The organism is Prevotella sp. HCN-7019 (genome assembly GCF_037890215.1).
Taxonomy (GTDB): Bacteria; Bacteroidota; Bacteroidia; order Bacteroidales; family Bacteroidaceae; genus Prevotella.
Map to the genome: position 1 here is coordinate 112,943 of NZ_JBBKBO010000007.1, position 25,161 is coordinate 138,103.

The 25,161-nt window shown below is 37.8% G+C and carries 22 protein-coding genes; all 22 read right to left on the reverse strand.

The window, feature by feature from the left end; genetic code table 11:
- Window positions 1–107: 107 nt before the first annotated feature.
- On the reverse strand, window positions 108–353 hold the full coding sequence (locus WKT13_RS10160; RefSeq protein WP_340323782.1) for a hypothetical protein: 246 nt from the start codon (window positions 351–353) through the stop codon (window positions 108–110).
- The gene (locus WKT13_RS10165) at window positions 350–1,213 is read right to left on the reverse strand and encodes a bifunctional class I SAM-dependent methyltransferase/HIT family protein (protein WP_340323783.1); all 864 of its coding nucleotides are present in this window, start codon (window positions 1,211–1,213) and stop codon (window positions 350–352) included. The genes WKT13_RS10160 and WKT13_RS10165 overlap by 4 nt, the downstream gene beginning before the upstream one ends.
- A 5-nt stretch (window positions 1,214–1,218) precedes the next feature.
- Window positions 1,219–2,157 (reverse strand): HNH endonuclease domain-containing protein, encoded by a 939-nt coding sequence (locus WKT13_RS10170; protein WP_340323784.1) that lies wholly within the window; start codon window positions 2,155–2,157, stop codon window positions 1,219–1,221.
- Between the two features lie 615 nt (window positions 2,158–2,772).
- Window positions 2,773–4,134 carry a histidine--tRNA ligase gene (gene hisS, locus WKT13_RS10175; RefSeq protein WP_340323785.1) on the reverse strand — a complete coding sequence of 454 codons (1,362 nt, stop codon included), beginning with the start codon at window positions 4,132–4,134 and terminating at the stop codon, window positions 2,773–2,775.
- Window positions 4,135–4,148: 14 nt separating this feature from the next.
- On the reverse strand, window positions 4,149–5,426 hold the full coding sequence (locus tag WKT13_RS10180; protein ID WP_298620637.1) for an adenylosuccinate synthase: 1,278 nt from the start codon (window positions 5,424–5,426) through the stop codon (window positions 4,149–4,151).
- A 98-nt stretch (window positions 5,427–5,524) separates the two neighbouring features.
- Window positions 5,525–6,088, reverse strand: coding sequence for a DNA alkylation repair protein (locus tag WKT13_RS10185; RefSeq protein ID WP_340323786.1), 564 nt, complete (start codon window positions 6,086–6,088; stop codon window positions 5,525–5,527).
- A gap of 65 nt (window positions 6,089–6,153) precedes the next feature.
- Window positions 6,154–8,103, reverse strand: coding sequence for a dipeptidyl-peptidase 3 family protein (locus WKT13_RS10190; RefSeq protein WP_340323787.1), 1,950 nt, complete (start codon window positions 8,101–8,103; stop codon window positions 6,154–6,156).
- Between the two features lie 53 nt (window positions 8,104–8,156).
- The gene (locus WKT13_RS10195; RefSeq protein WP_340323788.1) at window positions 8,157–8,573 is read right to left on the reverse strand and encodes a helix-turn-helix domain-containing protein; all 417 of its coding nucleotides are present in this window, start codon (window positions 8,571–8,573) and stop codon (window positions 8,157–8,159) included.
- 45 nt (window positions 8,574–8,618) lie between these two features.
- Window positions 8,619–10,544 carry an NAD(+) synthase gene (locus WKT13_RS10200; protein WP_340323789.1) on the reverse strand — a complete coding sequence of 642 codons (1,926 nt, stop codon included), beginning with the start codon at window positions 10,542–10,544 and terminating at the stop codon, window positions 8,619–8,621.
- A 1-nt stretch (window position 10,545) separates the two neighbouring features.
- Window positions 10,546–11,691, reverse strand: a complete 1,146-nt coding sequence (locus WKT13_RS10205; protein ID WP_340323790.1) for a DUF2027 domain-containing protein — start codon at window positions 11,689–11,691, stop codon at window positions 10,546–10,548.
- Between the two features lie 26 nt (window positions 11,692–11,717).
- A complete protein-coding gene (locus WKT13_RS10210) occupies window positions 11,718–12,938 on the reverse strand; it encodes an S-adenosylmethionine:tRNA ribosyltransferase-isomerase (RefSeq protein WP_340323791.1) in 1,221 nt (406 codons plus the stop codon).
- A 4-nt stretch (window positions 12,939–12,942) separates the two neighbouring features.
- A complete protein-coding gene (locus WKT13_RS10215) occupies window positions 12,943–13,476 on the reverse strand; it encodes a phosphatase PAP2 family protein (protein WP_340323792.1) in 534 nt (177 codons plus the stop codon).
- Window positions 13,477–13,658: 182 nt separating this feature from the next.
- Window positions 13,659–16,229 carry a BatD family protein gene (locus tag WKT13_RS10220; RefSeq protein ID WP_340323809.1) on the reverse strand — a complete coding sequence of 857 codons (2,571 nt, stop codon included), beginning with the start codon at window positions 16,227–16,229 and terminating at the stop codon, window positions 13,659–13,661.
- A 31-nt stretch (window positions 16,230–16,260) separates the two neighbouring features.
- Window positions 16,261–16,929, reverse strand: coding sequence for a tetratricopeptide repeat protein (locus WKT13_RS10225; protein ID WP_298620624.1), 669 nt, complete (start codon window positions 16,927–16,929; stop codon window positions 16,261–16,263).
- A complete protein-coding gene (locus WKT13_RS10230; RefSeq protein ID WP_340323793.1) occupies window positions 16,929–17,951 on the reverse strand; it encodes a VWA domain-containing protein in 1,023 nt (340 codons plus the stop codon). Before WKT13_RS10230 ends, WKT13_RS10225 begins: the two co-directional genes overlap by 1 nt.
- Before the next feature lie 12 nt (window positions 17,952–17,963).
- Entirely contained in the window at window positions 17,964–18,962 is a 999-nt protein-coding gene (locus tag WKT13_RS10235; RefSeq protein WP_298620620.1) for a vWA domain-containing protein, read from the reverse strand.
- Window positions 18,963–18,972: 10 nt separating this feature from the next.
- Entirely contained in the window at window positions 18,973–20,025 is a 1,053-nt protein-coding gene (locus tag WKT13_RS10240) for a BatD family protein (RefSeq protein ID WP_445323600.1), read from the reverse strand.
- A gap of 46 nt (window positions 20,026–20,071) precedes the next feature.
- Window positions 20,072–20,944, reverse strand: a complete 873-nt coding sequence (locus tag WKT13_RS10245; RefSeq protein ID WP_298620619.1) for a DUF58 domain-containing protein — start codon at window positions 20,942–20,944, stop codon at window positions 20,072–20,074.
- Between the two features lie 35 nt (window positions 20,945–20,979).
- Window positions 20,980–21,975, reverse strand: a complete 996-nt coding sequence (locus tag WKT13_RS10250) for an AAA family ATPase (protein WP_298620618.1) — start codon at window positions 21,973–21,975, stop codon at window positions 20,980–20,982.
- Window positions 21,976–22,888: 913 nt separating this feature from the next.
- The gene (gene galE / locus WKT13_RS10255; protein ID WP_298620616.1) at window positions 22,889–23,926 is read right to left on the reverse strand and encodes a UDP-glucose 4-epimerase GalE; all 1,038 of its coding nucleotides are present in this window, start codon (window positions 23,924–23,926) and stop codon (window positions 22,889–22,891) included.
- A gap of 35 nt (window positions 23,927–23,961) precedes the next feature.
- Entirely contained in the window at window positions 23,962–24,564 is a 603-nt protein-coding gene (gene rsxA, locus WKT13_RS10260; protein ID WP_298620614.1) for an electron transport complex subunit RsxA, read from the reverse strand.
- A gap of 2 nt (window positions 24,565–24,566) precedes the next feature.
- Window positions 24,567–25,151 carry an electron transport complex subunit RsxE gene (rsxE, locus tag WKT13_RS10265; RefSeq protein WP_298620612.1) on the reverse strand — a complete coding sequence of 195 codons (585 nt, stop codon included), beginning with the start codon at window positions 25,149–25,151 and terminating at the stop codon, window positions 24,567–24,569.
- Between the last annotated feature and the right edge of the window lie 10 nt (window positions 25,152–25,161).

Genomic DNA, 25,161 nt, shown 5'->3' on the forward strand with positions numbered 1-25,161 from the left:
TCTATTAATATAGGTCCCATCTAATTAAAATTAGAAATAACATTATATTATTTCCTACAATAGGATTTTTATACAATATATGAACCGTTTACATATTATAAAATTTATTATAATTCTTCTATCTTCCCTATCTTTTTTAGTCGACTTATAATTGTCCCTTTGCTTCTCTTGAAAAATTCTGATAATGAATCAATAGTATTTCCTTCATCAAACATACGACAAAGCACTTTATCGGACTCATCATTCCATGACATATATGCATTGCTATGCTTTTCCCTTCTTTCTTCTAATGTATAAGATTTCCTACATTCCTCTACTATAGGGCTATCATCTTTAAAACGCTCTTGTCTCATACTATATGTTTACCCGGAATAACTCCACGCACGCCACCTTTTGGATTTTTTACATCCCCTTTATAGCGAGGTATCAAATGCATATGAACGTGAAACACCGACTGACCTGCTGCCTCATTAACATTGATTCCAATGTTGTATCCATCAGGATGATAACGTTCATCTATCTTTTGTTTCACATACTGAAGCATTATATTCATGGCTTCTCGTTCATGATTTGTCAAATCGAAATAAGATGCCACATGCCTTTTAGGAATTATAAGAGCATGACCAGGAGAAACAGGATAACCATCATAAAACGCAACACATGTGGCTGTTTCACAAATCACTTCCACGCTACGTGATAAATTACAGAAAGAACATGTCTCTCCTTTTTTGCGTGGAAGTTTATTGAAATGATTGTATCTATAAAGTTCATAACTGGAATTACATTCCAAGCTCAAAAAAGGTAAACGAACATTGCATTGGTAGGTGTATTCCCGATAAATGGCATGAAATCTGAATCCAACTTCTTTTATATCACGCCGTACAGCAAAATAGGCCGTACCTTTTGGTGAAAGAAGATTGGATACATTCATCATCACTTCAGCTTGTGCATATGGCTCCAACACATTTAACACATATACGCAAAATATAGTGTCAAACTTACCTTCCGGATATTCCGGCCGATAATAATAATCATATCCTATAATATCATATCCACGCCGTTTCAATTCGTCCGTATCATACCCGAAGCCACAACCGAAATCAAGAATACGCCCTCTCAATAAGGAATGTTGCATAAGATAACGAACGGGGACAGACAGGTCAGTGCGTTTAATGGCGGTTAAATAAGGATGGTTTATTTTTTCGATTGTCATAATTCCTAATATTTCCAAATTTCAAATCCCATATTCAAAGCAATCTGATGCATAGGTGTGAACGTTTGGAAGAAACAATCCAGTAAATGTTCTTTGTCCATAGAAACGATTTCTTGTGGTGTATGTCCCAACGAAAGATAGTCTTCCAATAACTTTTCTTGCTTACCCTCACTTAAATTGATACGTAAAGCTGCTTGATGAATTGTTGCTAGCTTCGGAAGATATATATTCAAATCGGGTAACTTATTGCCCTTTGAACTATTTATGCTTGGATCAGCTGGTATCAGATTCCAAAGCAGGTCATGAGAAACAAAACTCCAGGGAATAAAATGATCCAAATCATACATACGTTCCTCCAATAAGTTTCCTGTATATGGACATCGAACTTCCAATCCATGTTTTATGGCAACATTCCAGAATTTATGCTGAGCAGACAAAGAGTTTCGCTCCTCTTGCTTCACTAACTTAGTGGGTATCGCCGGCACATTTGGATTTCTTGCCTGTAAAAATCCCGCTAAGCCCCAATAGGCAAAAGCACTCAGAATATCATAATTTTCTCGCAAATATTCCAGCCAAACCGGATTCAATTCTACCCACAACGTTCCATTCAGCTTTTCTAATTTATAGAGGCAACCGTTCTCAAACGATTGGGAACGAACTACGGTTTGACGATCATCTGATGTATCAATCCAAGGACGCAAAAAGCGAAAAGGGACATTCTTTTGCAAAAAATTCAACCTTTTTCGTACATCCGCTTTTTTGATAAGTGCATGTAAAAGATCTATTAAGTCTCGTGCACTAATACTAATGGGAATGTTATATTCTTTGTGCAAAGCCCATATTGCATCATATAATGATTCTGATTTTCCGAAAGATAGACGAAAATATATTACAGGATACCATGCATTTGCCACCATCATAATCATAATCTCCCATACATCCATCTTTGTTTTTCCTCGCTTTACAAACAAATCAAGTATGCTGAGAAACCAGTAATATTTATATGTAGCCACAGTTTTGTCGAATACTCGATTTAAGTGTTTTGTCGTCAATATGTAGGATTGAGGTATTTGCATATCAGAAAAATTACTCGTCTATATAACAAAGATACTAAAATATTTTTAGTATTATTCGGAATCTAATACATTTCTTCATAAAGAATTCAATACTATTCTGTTCACATCATTAATCTAAAGTAGAATCCTTCTGTTTTAACTTTATGACCTCAATATTTGTATTTATTTTGTTATTAAGTTTTTAAATGAAATGAGTTCGACGAATTATAAAAGCTTGTAATTAGCGAAAATCGCTGTATCTTTATAGGACACAAAGAATTAGGAACAATAATCACTATAAGATTCAGTATGTTTTTTGATGTTATGATGACGAAATATAATCACATTCACAATAAAGTACAAGTATCATCACGCATCAATAATATCAATAGTTAAAAACTTATGTGCCGTCATATCCGTACCAATAACAAATACCGGAACGTATATAACGACACATAAGTCTACTATGTATATAAAACTTTTGTCTTAGAAAAGCTGCTACATTCAGCCTGCTACAAAAGAAATCAGCTCATCCGGGCTAACCTTCTTCTGCTCGCCCGTCTTCATATTCTTAACAGTTATCATACCCTCGGCGATCTCGCTTTCACCGGCAAGAGCGACATAAGCGATTCCCTTTGCATTGGCATAATTCATCTGTTTCTTCATCTTGCACGAGTCCGGATACATTTCTGTAGCGATGCCTGCCTGACGGCATTTCTGTACAAGCGGCATACAATAAGCCGTCTCGTTTTCTCCGAAATTGATAAACAGCAACTGTGTGGAATTCATGGCTTCCTCCGGATAAAGATTCAAGCCATTCAACACATCATATATTCTGTCCGCTCCGAAAGATATTCCAACACCACTCAATCCGGGCATACCGAATATTCCCGTAAGATTGTCATAACGACCACCACCGGAAATACTTCCTATCGGGAAGTCGAGAGCCTTCACCTCAAAGATGGCACCAGTATAATAGTTAAGGCCACGTGCAAGAGTAAGATCCAACTGAACCTCGTTCTTAAGATTACACAATCCGAGCTTTTCAAGAATGTATCTTACCTCTTCAACACCTTTCAATCCTGTCTCAGATGCGGAAAGCACATTGCTTATAACCTCCAGCTTCGACTCGTTGGTACCACTCATGTTGATTATAGGCTGGAGTTTTTCTAACGCATCATCCGGAATACCACAATCACGCAGCTCTGCATTCACTCCATCTACACCGATTTTGTCAAGTTTGTCTATTGCAACAGTTATATCGACAATCTTGTCGGCCTGTCCTATCACTTCGGCTATACCCGCAAGAATCTTGCGATTGTTTATTTTTATGGCAACACGCACACCCAAACGAGAGAAAACCGTATCTACCATCTGCATCAGTTCGACCTCATTGAGCAGTGAATCCGAACCCACCACGTCTGCATCGCACTGATAGAACTCTCTGTAACGTCCTTTCTGCGGGCGGTCAGCACGCCATACCGGTTGTATCTGATATCGACGGAACGGCAGTTGCAGTTCATCCCTATGCATGACAACATATCTTGCAAACGGAACGGTGAGATCATAGCGAAGTCCTTTCTCACAGAGTTTTGGTGCGAGTTTCAGTGAATTGCGTTCGGCAAGTTCCTCATCGCTAACTTTGCTAATATAATCTCCAGAATTCAGAACCTTGAACAGAAGCTTGTCGCCTTCCTCTCCATATTTACCCATGAGAGTATGAAGAGTTTCCATGGCTGGCGTCTCTATCTGTTGGAATGCGTAAAGAGAAAAAACCTCCTTTATTGTGTTGAAAATATAGTTGCGTCTCGCCATCTCCAACGGCGAGAAATCACGGGTTCCCTTTGGTATGCCAGGTTTATTCATCTATAAACTTCTTTTTACTTTTTTCTAACGATTGTCTGTTCACGATCCGGACCTATCGAAACAATATCAATGGGCGTCTCAAGTTCTTTCTCCAAGAACTTTATATAATCCAAGAATTCTTTCGGGAACTGCGACTCGTCTGTATAACCCGTCATATCGGTTTTCCATCCCGGAATATCTACATAAACAGGTTCGATGCCTTTCTCAATGTTATACGGGAAGTCTCTTGTTTCTGTTCCATTCTGTCTGTAAGCGACACATGCCTTTATAGTATCAAAGCTGTCCAGAACATCGCTTTTCATCATTATCAGACTTGTCACTCCATTTATCATTATTGCATAGCGGAGGGCTACAAGATCAATCCATCCACAACGACGTTCACGTCCTGTGACTGCGCCATATTCATGACCGAGTTGACGGATTTTGTCTCCAGTCTCATCAAAAAGTTCTGTCGGGAACGGACCTGAACCAACACGTGTACAATAAGCCTTCATTATACCATACACATTGCCGATCTTATTCGGACCGATACCAAGTCCGGAGCATGCACCGGCACATATTGTATTGGAAGAAGTAACAAACGGATAGCTGCCGAAATCAACATCAAGCAAAGTACCCTGCGCTCCTTCACAAAGAATATTCTTGCCTTCTCTTAACTTCTGATTGATTACATGCTCACTGTCTATAACATTGAACTGACGCATATACTCCACACCTTCCATCCAGCGTTTTTCATCCTCAGAGATATCATAATCGGTATATCCCAGTGATTTGAGAGTTGCCTCATGGCGTGCTTTATGCTCAGCATATTTTCTTTCAAAATCTTCAAAGATATCACCCACACGTAAACCATTACGGGAAATTTTGTCTGTATAAGTAGGGCCGATACCTTTGCCTGTTGTTCCAACCTTGTGGTCGCCTTTCAGTGATTCGTATGCACGGTCGAGCACACGATGGGTAGGCATTATCAGGTGAGCTTTCTTCGATATATATAAACGCGATTTAAGATCATGGCCGCTCTTTTCAAGTTCCTTTGCCTCATCCATAAACAAATCCGGAGCAAGCACTACTCCATTACCGATGATATTGACCTTTCCTCCTTGGAATATGCCTGACGGAATGCTGCGAAGTACATATTTCTGTCCTTCGAACTCCAAAGTGTGACCCGCATTAGGTCCGCCCTGGAAGCGGGCTATGACATCATATTTAGGAGTAAGTACATCGACTACTTTTCCTTTACCTTCGTCTCCCCACTGAAGACCCAGCAGAACATCAACTTTACCTGTATTCATTTATCTGAAATTTAAAAATTCGTATTTCCGGAATAATATATCATAACTGAATATGCCACAAAGTTACGTTTTTTTATCTAATAATGATATATATGCTATTAAAAAATGTCTGTTTTCATATCTGCCAATGCAGAATCAGCCAGAGCAGAATAATTTTCGTCTATTGATATAAAACGCATAAGACAATTCATTGCCGCATGTTTCAATGATGTATTATCACCTGCGAACACCTTATGCACACTTTTCAGGAAATGTCCGGACTGATCCTTGTCTGGTCTGAATCCTTTCATTATCAATCTACTGAAAACATGATAGGCACATATCTGCGCTATGGCATTATCGCAGTCCATCCATCTTAAAGCCAACAAATGTGCATCGTTAACATACTGAAATAAATTAAGCGCACACATCTCTGCAATTTCGACAGATTTGGTATGCATAATCCATTCATCGGCAAGCTCAGACGAAACCTTGTCTGCCGGCATCAACATGGTTGCAAGGATCTTGCATTCTCTGATATCATCTTTCCATAATCCGGAAGCCAGCTCATAGCTTTTTTCATATCCTAAAGCTATTTCTTTAAGTTGAGCAAAAGGAATACCCCAGTTAACTTTATATTCAAGTCCTTTATCACGCATAGAGCGAGACGTCACACCATTCATGAATAAATGGAATGTCTTCTTTATCTGTCTTATGTTTTCTGATATCTGATCCATTTTAAGCTATTTTATAAAAATCCATACTCTGAAGAATATCTCATCATCTGATGTTCATAACTTTCTGTATAATCAAGAACTATATCAGTGATATTGCCATCATCATCATAAACGGGTTTCATCCAAGGATTTATGAAACCTTTATATGGCGCAATGTCCAACGCAGCATACCTTTCAAGTATTTCTGTATGTAATTCAGAATCAACATTAATGGCATACTTCTCGACCATTGCTTTTGCCGCCTCATAATCACCTTCACTCTTAATGCGTTGTATCTCAGCCAGAAGTACGGCAAACAATGAACGTAAAGCCTGATAGTCTGTTATTTCAAGATATGTCTTTCCGTCTTTCTTTACCAGTTGAACAACACCGTCAGAATGTTCATATACCCAACGTGCAATCAACGCTCTATTGCGCATATGAGCCTCCTCTATCTGATGCCCGGGTTTAATGCGGGTGAGCTGGGTAAGCATTCCATTCATCATGTAGGTGTAATAATGAGCTTTATAAGCATCCGAGGAATCAAGAAGTCCAAGCTCGCATAATTTTTCATCCGCAATATAATATAATCCAAATAGATCGGCACGGGCTTCTTCTATCGTATTACCATATGCTTTCAGAGCATCTGGGAAGACACCAGGCAACAATTGTCCACTTCCATGTCCGAGACACTCATGCAAATCTGTATGCAGATCATCACATATATTACCATATCGTCTTATATGTTCAAGGGTCATTGGGTCTATTACAAATTCCTCATTAAAACCATTGCCCATGGCTGCCTTATCATAAGCTTCAGTAAGATTGCCAATCGTAACACTTTTAGAACCATAACGGGCACGTATCCAATCTGCATTAGGAAGATTTATTCCTATTGCTGACGATGGATATTCGTCACCACCAAGCATTGCAGCACACACAACATTTGCAATAACCCCTTTTACTTCTTTTTTCTTAAAACGCGGATCTACAGGAGAATGATCTTCAAACCATTGGGCATTGTCGCTGATTGTCTGGGCACGGCGTGTTGCTTCCATATCTTTATAAGAAACAAAACCTTCCCATGACGCTTTCAGCCCTAGAGGGTCTCCATACACTTCAATAAAACCGTTGATAAAATCAACCAGTCCTGAAGTTTCCTTCAACCATTCAATAGAAAACATGTCAAACGTACGTAGATCACCCGTACGATAATAATCTACCAATATGGAGATTATCTTTTTCTGCTGCTCGTTCTCAGCTTCATTACGAGCTTTTTCAAGCCAATATATAATATTTTTTATTGCAGAACCATACAAACCGGATTCAGTCCACTTGTATTCCACGAGTTTTCCGTCACGCTTTACAAGCTTTGAGTTCAAACCATATGAAGGCATAGCCTCATCACTTTCATCCTTCATATCATTGTAGAACGTCTCTACTTCGTCTTGTGTAACATTCTCATAATAATTACATGCCGATGTCACCACAAGATCCTGTTTATCTGCCTTATTTACACGTTTGGGGAGAATAAGCTGATCGAAAATAACAGGAAATATATCGTCACATAAACTATCGACGGTTTCACCTTCTTTCAATGGCAATAAACTTTTATCTGTATTATCTATAACCATTCTGAGATAATCAGAAGAAAAACCTGGAACAAACTTCTCACATCCATAGTGATGATAAATACCATTAGAGAACCACAACCGTTTAAGGTATATTACAATATTCTGGAATTCAATATGTTCACGTTCCCCTTTATATCCAACATATACAGCTTCAAGAAGTTTTCTGATATGAAGATTATAAGCTCCAAACTGATCGGTGGTGATATCGCGTCCAGATAAAGCTGCCTTTGACAGATAATAAATATACTTCTTTTGTTCTAATGTTAATTTATCAAATTCTGGTAAGCGGTATCTTAACAGCTGAAGATCCGCAAATTTTTCATCTGAATACTTGAAAGTTTGTTCCATCTGTAAAACGTATATAGTTTATTAAAGAGACTTATGGCAACCAACAATGCCCATTATTCGATACGGTGCGTCTGTCTATAATGCAAAGGTGTAATTCCTTTATATTTACAAAACGCATTGTAGAAAGACTGACGATTTGAGAAACCAACCATATCTGATATTTCCTGCATTCTTAACTTTGCATAACGTCTGTCTGTCAATAATGTCATAGACTCCTCCACCCGCAATTTATTTATCAATGATGTGTAATTCATATGAAATCTGACACTAAGCACCACTGATATGTATCTCGTATTTGTACCTAACTCTTCTGCAAGTTTTTTTGCTGAATAATGTTTGTCTCTATATTTTTTTTCAATATGCAGGATTCTGATGATTTGTTCGTATAGATCGTCTGACACTTTAGAACTTATGTATTTAAGATATGACGGATCACGTTTCTCTTCTATTTGTTTCTTCTCGTCACTCATTGATTTTTTCATATTTAACACGAAATTGTGGTGTTCTGTTTAACATTATAAAGCCTCACACTCTTTCAGCCATAACGAGCTCGATGCATCAGACGGCATTCGCCAATCACCACGAGGACTCAGGCTGACACTACCGACTTTTGGCCCGTCTGGAAGACACGAACGCTTAAACTGCTGAGTGAAGAAACGTGAGAAAAATGTTTTAAGCCAATGCTTTATAGTTTCATCGTCATAAACATTCACATCAAACGCCTTTCGTGCCAACAAATAGATTTTAGAGGGTCTGAAACCAAAACGTAAAAAATAATATAAGAAGAAATCGTGCAACTCATATGGTCCTACGAGGTCTTCTGTCTTCTGTTTTATCGTTCCGTCTTCCTCTGCAGGAATAAGTTCCGGACTGATAGGTGTATCTATTATATCAAGCAATGTCTCACGGGATTTCTCATCTACTGCATTATCTGCAACATTTCGAACCAAATATTTTATCAACGTTTTGGGAATTCCGGCATTAACTCCATACATGGACATATGATCTCCATTATAAGTAGCCCATCCTAGAGCCAATTCACTCAAATCACCAGTTCCAACGACCATACCTTTCAACTGATTGCTTAAATCCATCAAGATTTGAGTTCTTTCGCGTGCTTGGCTGTTCTCATATGTTACATCATGTACAGATATATCATGTCCGATATCTTTGAAATGAACTTTGACACTATCAGCAATATTTATCTCCCGTATCGTAACTCCAAGACTTTCCATTAATGACAATGCATTATTATACGTACGGTCTGTAGTACCAAATCCAGGCATGGTAACACCGACAATACCTTTCCTATTCATTCCAAGTTTGTCAAATGTCTTCACACATACCAACAAAGCCAATGTTGAATCAAGTCCACCACTTATGCCTACGATAAGATGCTTACAATCTGTATGAATTATGCGTTTAGCCAAACCTGCAACCTGTATAGAAAATATTTCATTACAACTATGTTGCATGTCATTATCATTTGGAATAAACGGCAAAGCATCTATATCACGCAACAAAGAAAAATCTTTTGGTTGTACTATTCCTGTTGACTTTATGACAACATCTGAATTATCACGACAATTTACAAATGTTGTGTTTTTTTGTCTTTCAACACGTAACTTCTCAACGTCTATCTGATTAATAACAATCTGAGGTTTAAAACAGAAACGTTCTGACTGCGACAGCAATGTTCCGTTCTCAAAAATAAGAGCATTACCACCATACACAACATCCTGAGTACTTTCACCAAAACCACATCCACTATATACATAACCAGAAATAGTACGTGCACTTTGTTGTGAAAGCAAATTCATAAGGTAATCATGCTTACCTATCAACTCATCACTTGCTGATAAATTAAAAATAATATCAGCACCAGCTAATGTCAATTTATTACTACACGGTTCAGCAGCCCATACATCCTCACAGATTTCAATACCAAACAACACATTGTCTGAAGTTCTGAACAATACCGGCTCTGGAACAATGGAAACAGAATTACCTGCATATCTTATATCCGTAGGCTTCAAATCCTTTGATGAAGAGAACCATCTTTTTTCATAGAACTCGCCATAATTCGGAAGGTAAGTTTTCGGAATCATGCCAATTATAACGCCATGCTGAATTACAAGAGCACAGTTGTATAATGATCCGGAAATATTAACAGGAGCACCGACTATACATATAATATCAAGTTTACGTGTAAAATCCAACAGCTGCATAACAGCCACCTCCGCCTGTTCAACAAGCAATTGCTGTAAAAACAGATCCTGACAAGAATAGCCGGTTACAGACAATTCCGGAAAAACGACTATCTCAACTCCCTTACCTTCGGCCTGTGCCACAAAATCTTCGATCTGCTTAACATTATATTCCGTATCAGCAACCTTTACTGACGGAACAGCCGCCGCAACTGTTATAAAACCGTATTTCATATTATCTTATTGTTATTTGTGTAGCTCCATATCCGTATTCCAGAAATGACGCATCCTGATATTGATATTTTTTATACTTATACTGTAGTTCATGCAAAATAGCATGACGCAAAACACCTTCACCCTTACCATGAATAAATACAATACGTCTGCCCTTATCTGATTTATATTTTTCAAGAGTCTCATGGAATTTTTCTATCTGATAATTCAATATATCAGAGGCATTCATACCAGCAGTCGTATCAAGAAGGGAACTTGCATGTAAATCTATAACAACAATATCATCATTCTTTCTTTTATTAAGGAAAGGATGTCCTTTTTTCCCATCATCATAACGTCTTGCATAGGTATCTTTCCGAGAATTTTCTTCTGAAGAAGCAGAATACATTTCTTTCTTCAATTGTTGTGCATCAACAACAAGAGGACGAGTAAGTTTGTCATTCTCAACAATCGGCAGCAACAATGCTATCTCATCAAAGAAATCATTCTCCCTAAATGAATGTAATTTATAAAATTTCACCTTATCTAATCTGAACTGTGCATCCACAACAGGTTTCAACATATAATTTTTATTACGCTTATATGCCAACATCTGTATTGATATACGATCATAATCATTCAAGCTTTCACGTCCAAATTCTTCAATGTGTTTTTTTGTATTTGGCTCTAATTCATCTTGAGAATGTAATATCCAGTTTGCTCCCTCTGCAGTACAATAAGTATATTGTATAAAATAATTACTGTCGTTTACAATATATACATCAAAAGTTGTCGTTGTAAATAACTTCGGGTCTTTCGGAACAAATGCAATATAGCAGTTCAGGATATCTCCACCCTTACGTTCTTCAATAACATGACCAACAGCGTTAGCTACATTTATTTCTTTTTTCAAAGAGATATCAGAAATAATATTGTCATTTGAAGAACTACTTTTTGTAAGAGTCTTTTCGGTTGAGTGTGAAGAATTTCTCTTTATTATATTTTGAGAATCATAACTATCTTCCCCACCAACACACACAACATTATTAATTGGTGTCGGAATCTGAAATCCATCTTCATCTTCCACCAATACAATATTTCCTTTAAATCCAGCAACACGTCCTCCTCCGGTTTCACTCAAGAACCGTACTTTATCTCCTATTTTCATAATATTATTCCTAAATAATTTATAATTTATGGAATCAGAAGAGAGCTGTCTCCATAACTCAAAAATCTGAAATCATGTGACAATGCATAATTATAAATTTTCTTCCAATCACCATTGACAAATGCACTTACCAAGAGTAGCAATGTACTTTGAGGTTGATGAAAATTTGTTATCAACATTTTCACTATTTTATATTTGTAGCCAGGAGCAATTATAATTTGTGTACTTGTATGCAATGCATCCAAGCCTTTTCGGTCTAGGAATTCCAAAATATTCTTCAAAGCATCTATTGGAGAAACTAATTCCATAGAATTATCTGCATAAGGTTCCCATTGATTGACATGCAAATCCTCTTCATGCAAATCTTTGTTATTCTGCAATTTCAAACCTATATAATACAAACTCTCCAAAGTCCGAACACTTGTTGTACCAACAGCAATGGCAGATGCACCATAATTTATTAGTTTTTCTATAGTTTTGCGCTTTACACAGATATATTCAGAATGCATCTCATGACCTTCTATCATCTCTGATTTAACAGGTTTAAATGTTCCAGCTCCTACATGAAGTGTCAATTCTTCGCAATCAATACAATGATTTCTCAAATCAGACAAAACCCGATCCGTAAAATGAAGTCCGGCTGTCGGCGCTGCTACAGAACCTTTAATCTTAGAATAGACTGTCTGATATGTCATTTTATCACTATCCTGCGTTTCACGATTCAAATATGGCGGTATTGGTAATTCGCCTATACAATCTATAATTTCTGCAAAATTTATCGTTGTATCATTCCAATCAAAATCAACCAACAGCCCCGTACCATATTCACCTCGTAACGTAGCCTTTATCTGAACAGTCTTCCCATTGATACAAAACTCTTTTACTAGAGAACCCGTTTTCCACTTTTTTAAATTTCCCACAAGGCAAGACCACGAACAATGACCTGTTGTCTGAAACATTTGTTCATAATCAGAAGGTTCTGCCGGTTCCAACAGGAAGATCTCTATCAATGCTCCAGTTTCTTTCTGAAAATGCATTCTTGCCTGTATGACTTTGGTATTATTAAATATCATCAACGAATCTGTCGGAAGATATTTTGCCAAATTATAAAATACATCCTCTGAAACTTCACCATGTCTATATATAAGCAATTTACTGTGATCTCTTTCTTTCACAGGAAACTTTGCGATTCGATCCTCTGGAAGAGGATAATTAAAATCTTTAATATAAATATGCTTTGTATCCATACAATTAAATATATATTATAACAGATCTAAATATTGCATATAATAATATTATAACTATTACCAATATTACAACATCTATATCTTTTTTATCATATCCGCTTATTGTATATTGTTTAGAAACATAAGTTATATTGGGAGCTATTTTTTTATATGCCCATGAATATAATTTTGATGCAAGAAATCCGACAAACCCACCCCATATAAGTCCGACAAAAATATCACTTGGATAATGTACTCCAAGATATAATCGGGTATAACAATTAAGCAGAGACCATGATATCAATATTATACTAAGTAACCGACTTCTAATCAACATAATAAAAAAGACAGCTATAGAAAAAGTATTCGCTGCATGTGATGAAAAGAAACTATATCCCGTTGCACGAAAATTATTTGCCAAAGTTATACAACTTTTAAAAATAGGATCATTACATGGCCTTTCTCTTGCAACAAGTGGTTTTACAATAAAATCGGACATCCCGTCTGCCAAAAGAATGCAGAATGCCGCACATCCAATAACCAAAAATATCTGACTCATTGTTTCATTATTTTTGACAACAAGAAACAATAAAGATAAATATAACGGTATCCATGTAAAACCAGATGTTAACACTATTATCAGATTATCCATAAATACAGAATTGCTGCCATTTAACAATAACAGCAAACTCTGATCTATATTAATAAATGTATTAACATCCATTATTATCACATAATATTTTATATTTCTTCAATCTGAGTTTTTCTAACCCATCCGTCTCTTCCATCAGACAGTTCTACGTGACGCCATTCTTTCATTGTCTTATCTGTGATCTTAACTTTTGTTCCTTCATGTAGAACAAAAACGTCTGTTCCTGTATCAGCCGGAGTTTTTTTGACATTTACAGTTGAAGTCACAACAATTGCTTGTTCGCTATTTGCAAATTGTACTTTTTGCTGATGAGCAAAAATATTACTTAAAACAAATAATACAAGAAATGATACAGCCCCATAAAAGCCGACTTTACGCATCATTATATTATTTCCGAAAAGAAACAACAGCATAAGAACTAAAGCTATAAGGATAGACAGGATTGAAAATGTAGCCCATGTATCTACGCTTACAAGATTTACCATTGATTTATACCAAGTAACAAAAAACATCTCACTACGTGGCATTATCTTGTCTATTGTTTTATTTCGTACAAACTGTAAATTAAACAAAATATCATTATCTCCAGGCGATAACCTTAATGCACGCTCATATGCAATTATAGCCTTGGTGTTATCTCCGGTCCGATAATAAGCATTGCCAAGATTATAATACCAATCTGAACTTATGCCATTTTTCAACAATTCATTGTACCCAATTATCGCTTGCTGATAATTCCCTTTTGAATACTCCTCATCCACTTGTTCTTTGGTCACAGCAGACAGCCCTAGTGGGCAGATCAGCAACAATGATAATAAAATTATTGCCTTACCTGACCTTTTTTTATTTTTCAGCATTTTTAAAGAGTTCTCAATATCCATTATTGCATCGATGGCACTATTGTAAGTCTTATCCATATTGCCAGCAGTATCACCAGGAGCATAACGCTCAAACTCACACTCATCAAGCGCACTCATAAATTTAAATATAGTATCTTCTTTTATACCATTATTCTCCAGATTTCCAGAAATATTATCTCTTGAAAGCTGCTCAACTGGCATATTCAGTTTATCGCTCACATAACCCCATAAAGCCCTTAATACTTCATCGTAGAATTCATTTTGCTTTCCGCATTTCATGAGTTTTTCCGCATATCTAAGCCTCTTTACAGCTACCTTATTGGCTTTACGACCTTTCATCTTTACAATGTCTGCATTATCTATAGCCCGCTTACGGAAAATAACCAACAGAATAACAAACAGAACTATCAAACACGCAATACTTACCCAATACGAAACAGACCCATAAAAGAACTGTCCGGCATGGCGTAACGATGTATCACCAGTCTTTATTCCTCTAATATCATTTTCTGTCTCATCAGAATAGTCAACCATTCTTCCACCACGTCCAGACCCTTTTGCTACATTGATATCTATTGGTTGGGTTTTTATTGTCTTATATCCCTTTTCATTCAGATCATAATATGTGAAACTTATTGACGGGATTACATATTTGCCCTGATTGCGCGGAACAACGAGAAAATCATAAATTATACTTCCCTCAATGCCTTTAGTTGTAAGCTTTGTATTATCTGTTACCTTTGGATCATATTTGTCAAAATCCTTAGGGAACGTAACCACAGGCTGTTTCAATAATTTCATATTGCCAACACCACTTACTACAACTCTTATAGTCAACGGATCTCCAGCTTTAACATTCTTATTATCCGCCTGAGCAGAAATATTGAACGTACCAACTCCTCCAGAGAATCCGGAAGGCTTTTGAGGAAGAGGATCAACCTGAATGTCTATTGCAGGTGCGACAATATTACGTTTCACCTCCACATATCCAGAACCACCATTGAAAAATGCCTCAAAAGGATCAACAGCACGATTCTGTTGTACAACAATTCCTTTAAATGTTATACTTGGAATCTTAAGCTTACCTGTCATTTGGGGATACATTACATATTGACTCCATGTAACACAACGATAATTTATACCATTAACCTTTTCTATATGATAACTCTTTTGAAGTGGCAGTTTTACTTCCTGTGTATGAAAACCTGTCAGATCCGGCATTTTTCCATCTAACTGCGTGAGATCAACCAATGTATAAACTTTATATGTCAACAGAATCGGCTCTTGCTCATACACACGCTTTTTATTAGCTGTTACTTTCACAAAAAGATCTTTTCCACTGATATGAGAACCTGCCGGTTTCATAGGTTCACTATCATCGTGCATACGTGGGGCCCCGCCATTATTTGCAGATGTCCCACTAACTGTTATTTTTATTGTCTTTGATGATATGGTTTTACCACCGACTTTTGCGTGAGCCGCAGAGATATTATAAGAACCTTTCTTTTCTGCATATAAAGTATATGTAAATGTTATAGATGAAGAGCTGCTCGTCCGTCCATTTATCATCTGAATACTTCTTTGCACGGACTGATAAGGACCAGCTATAACTTCTATTCCTGCAGGAATATTTCCAGCTCTAAAATCATCAACATCTTGTGTATTTACGGTATAAGCTATTCGAAAATTCTCACCAACAGCAACCTGCGATGGAGCAGAAACAGATATGGTCTGTGAATATGATCTACATACACACAGCAACATTATACATAATAAGAAATGTAATTTCGAAGTTCTCATAATAAAATGAATATCAAAAAATGATAATGTTCTACCAATTCTTTTCAAGTTTTCTTGAACGCGAATGACGCGACTCATCCTGCATGCGTTTTTTTGTTTCTTTTTCAGCCTGCATAGCAGCATTAAGCAATTGTTCAGCGTTGTCTTTACTCATCTGTTCCTGTTTTTGCTGATTCTGCTGCTTCTGCTGAGTTTTTTGCTTTTCTTGTTTTTCCTTATTATTTCTATTTTGTTTATCATCTTTATTATTTTGCTGAGGATTGTTTTGATTTTTCTTTTGTTGCCTTTTGCATAATGCCAAATTATAACGTGTTTCGTTGTCATTCGGGTTATTTCTAAGACTTTCTTTATATGCAGATATCGCCTCACCAAACATCTTTCTGTTCTGGCAAATAACTCCTATATTATGAAATATCTTGGCTTTACGCAACGAGTTTTTTTCCACCCTTGCAGCCTTCTGATATTCTTCTACAGCCGCAGAGTCTTTTTGTTGCATCATTAACGCACAACCTAAATTATACAACGCCTGTGGATTGTCAGGATTTACAGCGATAGACTTTCGGTATTCTGCTTCCGCCTTTGAATACTCCTGCATCCTATATAATTTATTTCCAGAACGAACAAACTGTCTATCCGCCTGTGCAGAAACATTTATCAAACAAATAAATGTTAGAAAAAATAGGACTATATATCTGTTCATTATTTCTTCCTCCTAAATAAACGTATTTTCATAAGAAGCGGATTCTTTGCTTCAAGAATACATACTTCTGCTATAAGCAACAATAACACAAGAATACCAAAAGCCTGAAATTGTTCATCATATTCACTGTAAACAACACTCTGTGTTGTACCTTTTTGCAATTTTGAAATTTCAGAATTCAGTTTTTCCTGAGCTTCACTTGTATTATCAACATGAATATATGTACCATTTCCAGCCTGGGCAACTTCCTGACACATCTGTTCATTAAGAGCCGTCATAACAGTTTTACCTGAAGCATCTGTAAGATATCCGTTTCCAACAGGTATCGGTGCTCCATTGCTACTACCCACACCAAGAATAAAAACATTTATACCTTTCTTTTTGGCTTCTTTGGCCGCTTCCAGGGCACCACCTTCATGGTCCTCACCGTCTGTTATTACAATTATCGCACGTCCAATATTCTCCTGTTGACTAAAACTATTCATTGCAAGTCTTATTGCACGAGCAAGATCCGTTCCTTGTGTAGAAATTAGCGACGGATCCATATTCTGCAAAAACATCTTTGCCGAAACATAATCATTGGTTATTGGAAGTTGTACAAAAGCCTCTCCTGCAAATACAATAAGCCCTATTCTATCTTCTGTAAAATTGTCTATAAGGTTCTCAACCAACAGTTTACTTTTATCCAATCTTGACGGAACAACATCTTTTGCAAGCATAGAATTACTGATATCGACAGCAATTATAGTTTCAATGCCACTACGGCTCTCATTAGATATTTTTGTTCCTGTCTGCGGACGCGCCAACATTAAAACAACAAGAGTCAACGCCGTTAGAATCAACACAAACTTCACCGTAGGCCGATATTTTGATACATCTGGCATCAATTCACGCACAAGAGCAATATCACCAAATTTCTTCAATTTTGCTATTCTACGTTTATAAGTAAGAAAACGTAACAAAAGCAATATCGGCACCAATAATAAGAGCCAAAGATATATAGGGTCTTCAAATCTGAACATTTGTCTAAAAATTTATGGTATTCTCCGTAATACCGTTGTTCTAATTAAAATATCAAGCAGCAACACAACAAACAAAGCAAGAGCAAAAGGCTGATATGCTTCATAACGTTTTGAGAACTTCTTAACGTTCATTTTTGTCTTCTCCAGTTTGTCTATATCGTCATAAATCTGCTGAAGTTCACGATTATTTGTCGCTCTATAAGAATTTCCATCCGTGGTTGACGCGATATCTGTCAATGTCTTAAAATCGATTTCCACAGGAATCTTTATATATTGTATGCCACCAGCCACTGGCATCGGATATGGAGCGACCTTATTCGTACCAACCCCAATGGTATATACTCTTATTCCGAATTTTTTTGCAATCTGCGCACTTGTCATTGGCGAAATATCACCCATGTTGTTGCTACCATCAGTAAGAAGAATGATAACTTTACTTTTGGCTTTAGAATCTTTCAAACGAGACACAGCATTTGCCAGTCCCATACCAATAGCTGTTCCATCGGCGATTATTCCACGGGATGCAATATCTGTCCGTACAGACTGCAACATATTAAGCAACGAGGCATGATCCGTGGTCATAGGACATTGAGTGAACGACTCTCCTGCAAATATTGTCAATCCGATATTGTCATCAGGACGGCCCGCAATGAACTCGGCTGCAACATTTTTGGCTGCCTCAATACGATTAGGCTTCAAATCCTCAGCCAACATTGAAGTAGAAACGTCCATTGCCAACATTATATCAATACCTTCAACAGATTTACTACCCCAAGAATTATGTGTTTGCGGACGTGCCAACACACACACCAGCAATATGAAGGCAATACATCTAAGCAGCATTGGCATATGAACCATTCTCACACGCCAACTTCCCCCGACAAAACGATATGCTTCAGTATCGCTCATTCGAAGCGTCGGCTCACTTTTTTTCTTATAAAGGAAATACCATAACACATATGGTATCAGTAATATAAGCAGGAGAAAATATTCTTTATTCGCAAATTCCATTTTTATTTCCTTATACCATCAACAGATATACCTTATAGATCACAAAACACAACATGACTAAAATGACAACCGATGCCACTGCAATAAGTGTCTTGATAACAATTCGATTCTGACGAGTCTTAATATCGTTTTCGGTCAACTTCGGAACTATCTTTTCTTCTGTCGGCTGATTCTCAATCTTTGTCTGATCTATGAAATTTATAGCATTAACCAAATTCATATCGTTCTCATTAAGAAGAGTAGAATATTTTGCAAACTTCACAAGATCCGCAGTATAAAATAACTCCTTCAATTCATCCAACATCTTCTGATCGCCAGTCTCGTGCAATCTGTCGAGAATTTCAGAACTGGTCATCTCCATAGCATTAAAACCAAAACGCTCTTTGATATACTGTCGTAACGCATCGGTCAGCTGAGTATAATATTCTTTCTGATTTTCAGAAGAATTCAATTTCTCCTTGCGAAGTTTTTCAATAACAGTCAGAGCTTTCTGATGTGGCAAAACTTTCTTTATTACCCGTATACGCACAATCACCGGTTTGTTCTGCTTAAGACATACCGCCAAGTAACAACACAACATACAAAGCAACAAAACAATGGCGCTCATCCAAAAGACACCACTCCATTCAGACCAATCAAAAGGATTGTCCTGTACATCTTTTGGTGGAAAAAATTTGTCAAGATGTAATGTGTCGACTTCCACCGGTATCACTTTCAAAGCCAGTTGGTTTGCGGTATATGCCTTACCGTCCACACTTACTTTCATTCCCGGTATTGCATAAAGTTTCTCATCAAAACTTGTAATAGTAAAAGTTTTAGAAACAGTCATCATTCCATTGTCTATCAGCGCCGTATCTGCATCTGTAGAGCCTAACACTTCGACTCCGGGAGTAATGAACTGCGCGCGCTCATATGTTGGATAAACAACCTTTACGCCACGGTCTGCCGTCACGTCAACTGTCAGCTTTGCCTGCTGTCCTATGAAAATCTCAATCGAATCTATTGCTGCCTTAACATACACACGTCCAGATTTTGCCTGGAGTGCAACGGGCAACACCAACATTATTATAATAAGAAACTTCTTCAATGCTTTCACTTAATTTCAAATATCATCTGTTTCGTTTTGCAAATAATGCCATCATAGACCTGACATAATCTTCGTCAGTAGCCACAGACATCCAGTCAACCTTGCTTTTTGCAAACGTCTCCCCCAATACATCCTGACGATGAAGCCAATATTTTGTATGGGCCGCACGAAGTTTGGAAGAACTGGTGTCTATATACATTTCATGTCCGCTCTCAGCATCACGAACTTTCATCAAGCCAATATCCGGCAAAGTCTTTGCACGCTTATCATAAACTTGTATTGCCATGATGTCATGTTTACGGTTTGCAATCTCAAGTTCCTGCGACATGTCTTTCCGATCATAAAAATCACTCAAGACAAAAGCTGTACACCGTCTTTTTATAACACGTGTAAGATAAGCAACAGCCATACCCACATCTGTTTTCTTACTCTGTGGATGGAAATCCAACATCTCACGTATAATATAAAGTATGTGCTTACGGCCTTTCTGAGGAGGAATATACTTTTCTATTCTATCCGAGAAAAATATAACCCCTATCTTATCATTATTCTGCATGGCACTGAAAGCCAGAGTCGCAGCAATCTCCGTAACCATGTCACATTTCATCTGACGCGACGTACCAAAATCCAATGATCCGGAAACATCAATAAGGAGCATAACCGTAAGTTCACGTTCCTCTTCATAAACCTTTACAAAAGGCTTACGGAAACGCGCAGTCACGTTCCAGTCGATGTCACGCACGTCGTCACCGAACTGGTACTCACGGACTTCGGCAAAAGCCATGCCTCGGCCTTTAAACGCGGAATGGTACTGACCTGCGAATATATTCTGACTCAGCCCTCGCGTTTTTATTTCTATCTTACGAACTTTCTTTAAAATATCAGATGTCTCCACCCTAATGTCTTTTAGATCATTTTACAAATGAAGCATCAAGGTACTTCAACTTTGTTTATAATTTGAGAAACAATCTCTTCAGCCGATGTATTGCTTGCCTCTGCCTCATAGGAAAGACCAATACGATGACGCATCACATCATGGGCAACCGCACGCACATCCTCGGGAACAACGTATCCGCGATGCTTTATGAACGCGTAAGCACGTGAAGCTTTAGCAAGATTTATGCTGGCACGTGGCGAACCTCCGAATGTTATCATATTTTTCAGTTCCGGCAGTCCGTAACGATCAGGATATCTTGAAGCAAACACAATATCTGCAATATACTGTTCTATTTTCTCATCAAGATATACTTCATTTACAATATTTCTTGCCTTAAGTATCTCCTCTGCTGTCGTCACAGGATGAACGACAGGCTGTTCACCCTTGATATTTGAACGTATAATAAGTTTTTCTTCTTCAAGCGTAGGATAGTCTATCATGACCTTCAACATAAAACGGTCGACCTGTGCTTCGGGAAGTTGATATGTTCCCTCCTGCTCAATCGGATTCTGTGTTGCCATAACCAGGAATGGATTTGGCAATGCAAAAGTCTGGTCACCGATTGTCACCTGATGCTCCTGCATGGCTTCAAGAAGAGCGCTCTGTACCTTTGCCGGAGCACGGTTGATTTCATCTGCCAGTACAAAATTGGCAAATACAGGACCTTTCTTCACATGAAACTTCTCATCTTTCTGAGAATATATCAACGTACCGATTACGTCTGCCGGCAACAAGTCCGGAGTGAACTGTATTCTACTGTAATCTGCATCAATAAGCTGTGAAAGTGTCTTTATGGCCAATGTCTTAGCCAATCCTGGCACACCTTCCAACAGTATATGTCCGTCGCTAAGTAAAGATATCAGCAACGAGTCAATAAGATGTTTCTGTCCTACTATAACGCGGTTCATTCCAGTAACCAGATTGGTTACAAAGCCGCTTTGCTGTTCTATCCGGATATTAAGCTCACGAATATCAATAGATTCTGCCATATTTTATTATATTAATTTTAGCGCAAAATTACAATATTAATCAGAGAGAGGCGAAGGATGTGCTCTAAATTATATTAAAAAAGGTCAGAAATGCGGCTGGCATTAATAAACAAAATAAAGAAAATGGACATTCCATATCATTTCTTCGATGTTTATATTTCATGTACTTTTATTTCCACCCATAGTACGCCAATATTACCATCCACAGCATCTGTGTTTTTTATGAACTACATATTTATACATGTCTAATACCAAATTTTTGTAAAAATGTCCGTTTCACTTCCCGAAGACGCGCCTGACATTGTGATGGATGCCGTATAGCTTCTTGGTACGACATTTATTTATTGTATGTAACATGATAAAGTCATCCTACTCCGTACGGAAAATCCGTCTATAATCCAACCTCCAATAAACATCTGTTTGGGGATCCGATACAGAAAACATTATACTTATAAAATATTCGCACAATATCCACCACGGACACATCAAGACACACTTACCTATTACTGACGTATCATAACTAATATTCAACATTTGCGATCTTTATTTTTTTAATGTACGTTGATATAGGCCGGTTTGTCTAATAAATTCTTGCGCACTGAAAAACGGTCGATATCGTGTTACAAAACAGGCCATTTGAAGCTCTGAAACAGTGCTTTTCATGCCCCAAAATGGGCTGTTTTAGAGCCTCAAATGGTACGTTCCGCAGTTCCATAAAGCCTGTTCCGCAGCAGGCTGACACATATCGGCGGATGGAAAGCCATAAAAGGCGGCAGCTTATCATTTTTATAGTTTTATATCATGCTCACGTTATCTATTTTTTATATGATACAACTAATGGTTAATCAATTCCTTAAACAAAAAAGCCGCATCGTCTGTCACGATACGGCCTGAATATAAATTTCTTAAATAATCACATTATTCCATCTTCACGAAGTTTCTCCTGCCATTTCCAAGCAGAAGCAAGAACATCTTCCAACGGTGTCTCAGCTTTCCAGCCAAGCACCTTATTGGCCTTATCCACATTGCCCCATACTTTTTCAATATCACCTTCGCGACGCGGCGCATAGCTCCAGTTTACCTTTACACCAGTAGCCTTCTCAAAACCTTCTACTACCTCAAGCGTAGAGACTCCAGTTCCGGTTCCGACATTAAATACTTCAACAGCATCAGTCTCCTGATCAAGAACGCGAGCCATGGCAGCCACATGAGCCTTGGCAAGATCCACAACATAGATGTAATCACGGATACATGTTCCATCCGGAGTGTTATAATCATTGCCGAAAATCTTCAATTCCTTACGTACACCTATTGCCGTCTGTGTGACAAAAGGTATAAGGTTCATAGGAACACCATTGGGCAACTCTCCGATATATGCAGACGGATGAGCACCAATTGGATTAAAATAGCGCAGAATAATCGACTTGATAGGTGCTCCACTATGTATGTAATCACAAATTATCTCCTCGTTTATCTGCTTTGTGTTACCGTATGGAGAAAGAGCTTTCTGTATAGGTGCTTCTTCTGTCACCGGCAGATTATCCTCTGATGGCTGACCATAAACAGTGCAACTTGATGAGAATATTATGCCCTTCACATTATACTTAGGCATAAGCTCAAGAAGGTTGATAAGCGATACAATATTGTTGCGATAATACAGCAATGGCTTTTCCACGCTCTCGCCCACTGCTTTAGATGCAGCAAAATGAATTATACCCTCTATTTCCGGATATTTTGCAAATACGGCCTCAACCGCATCTTTCTCACGAAGATCAACGTTCTCAAAAGCAGGACGCACACCTGTTATCTTCTCTATTCCGTCAAGTACTTCAATTTTTGAATTCGACAGATTATCAACAATAACCACGTTATAACCTGCCTGCTGCAGTTCTACCGTAGTATGTGAACCAATAAAACCGGTTCCTCCAGTAACCAAAATTGTTTGTTTCATAAATTTCGTTTTATGTTAATAATTTCCTATTACTTTCATTCCAAACCGAAAAGATTCTTAAGTCCGTTATCCACGCCATTGAATCCCATGAAAGCCAATGCTAAAAGGCCAGCGGTAACAAGCACAATCGCCATACCGCGCATGCCCCTTGGGATATTCACCATTGATAATTGCTCACGTAAACCAGCAAAAACAATCAGCGCAAGAGCGAATCCCACAGCTGTTGAAAAAGCATACATTATACTTTCCGCAAGATTGAAATCCTTTTGTATCACCAAAATGGCAACACCCAACACACAGCAGTTTGTTGTTATCAACGGCAGAAATATTCCTAAAGCCTGATACATCACCGGTGAAACCTTCTTCAATATTATCTCAACCATCTGTACCAATGACGCTATTATCAGAATAAACGCAATTGTCTGCATATACTGAAGTCCTGCCGGCTCCAGTACTAATTTTTGGACAAGATATGTCACAATTGTTGATAAAGTAAGCACAAAGGCCACGGCCATCCCCATTCCCAGAGCTGTTTCAACTTTCTTTGATACTCCGAGAAATGGACATATTCCCAGAAACTGGGACAGAACAATATTGTTTACAAATATCGCAGATATGAATATCAATATATATTCCATAATTATGATTTTCTAAATTTATTGACCAACGCTATCAGATAGCCCAATGTAAGAAACGCCCCAGGAGGCAATATGAAAAGTAACATATTGGCAGTCTCTGGAAGAATGGCAACACCGAACAAAGAACCGGCACCTAACAACTCACGTACCATACCAAGAACAGTAAGTGCAACCGTGAAACCGACACCTATACCCAGACCGTCGAAGAAACTTGCTGCCGCCCCATTCTTACACGCAAAAGCCTCTGCACGTCCCAATATTATACAATTGACAACAATCAATGGTATATACAGTCCCAATGATTTATTGATTGCAGGCAGATATGCTTGCAGGCACATCTGCAATATAGTTACAAAAGAAGCGATTATAACAACAAATACAGGAATGCGTACACTGTCCGGAGTCAGATTCTTGATGAGAGATATGACAACATTAGAACATATCAATACAAACATTGTAGCCAATCCCATTGACATTCCATTTATGGCTGACGTTGTTGTAGCCAGTGTAGGACACATACCTAGCAGAAGAACAAATATAGGATTCTCCCGCACAATGCCGTTCATTACTATTTTCAAATAATTCATCGTTCTCATT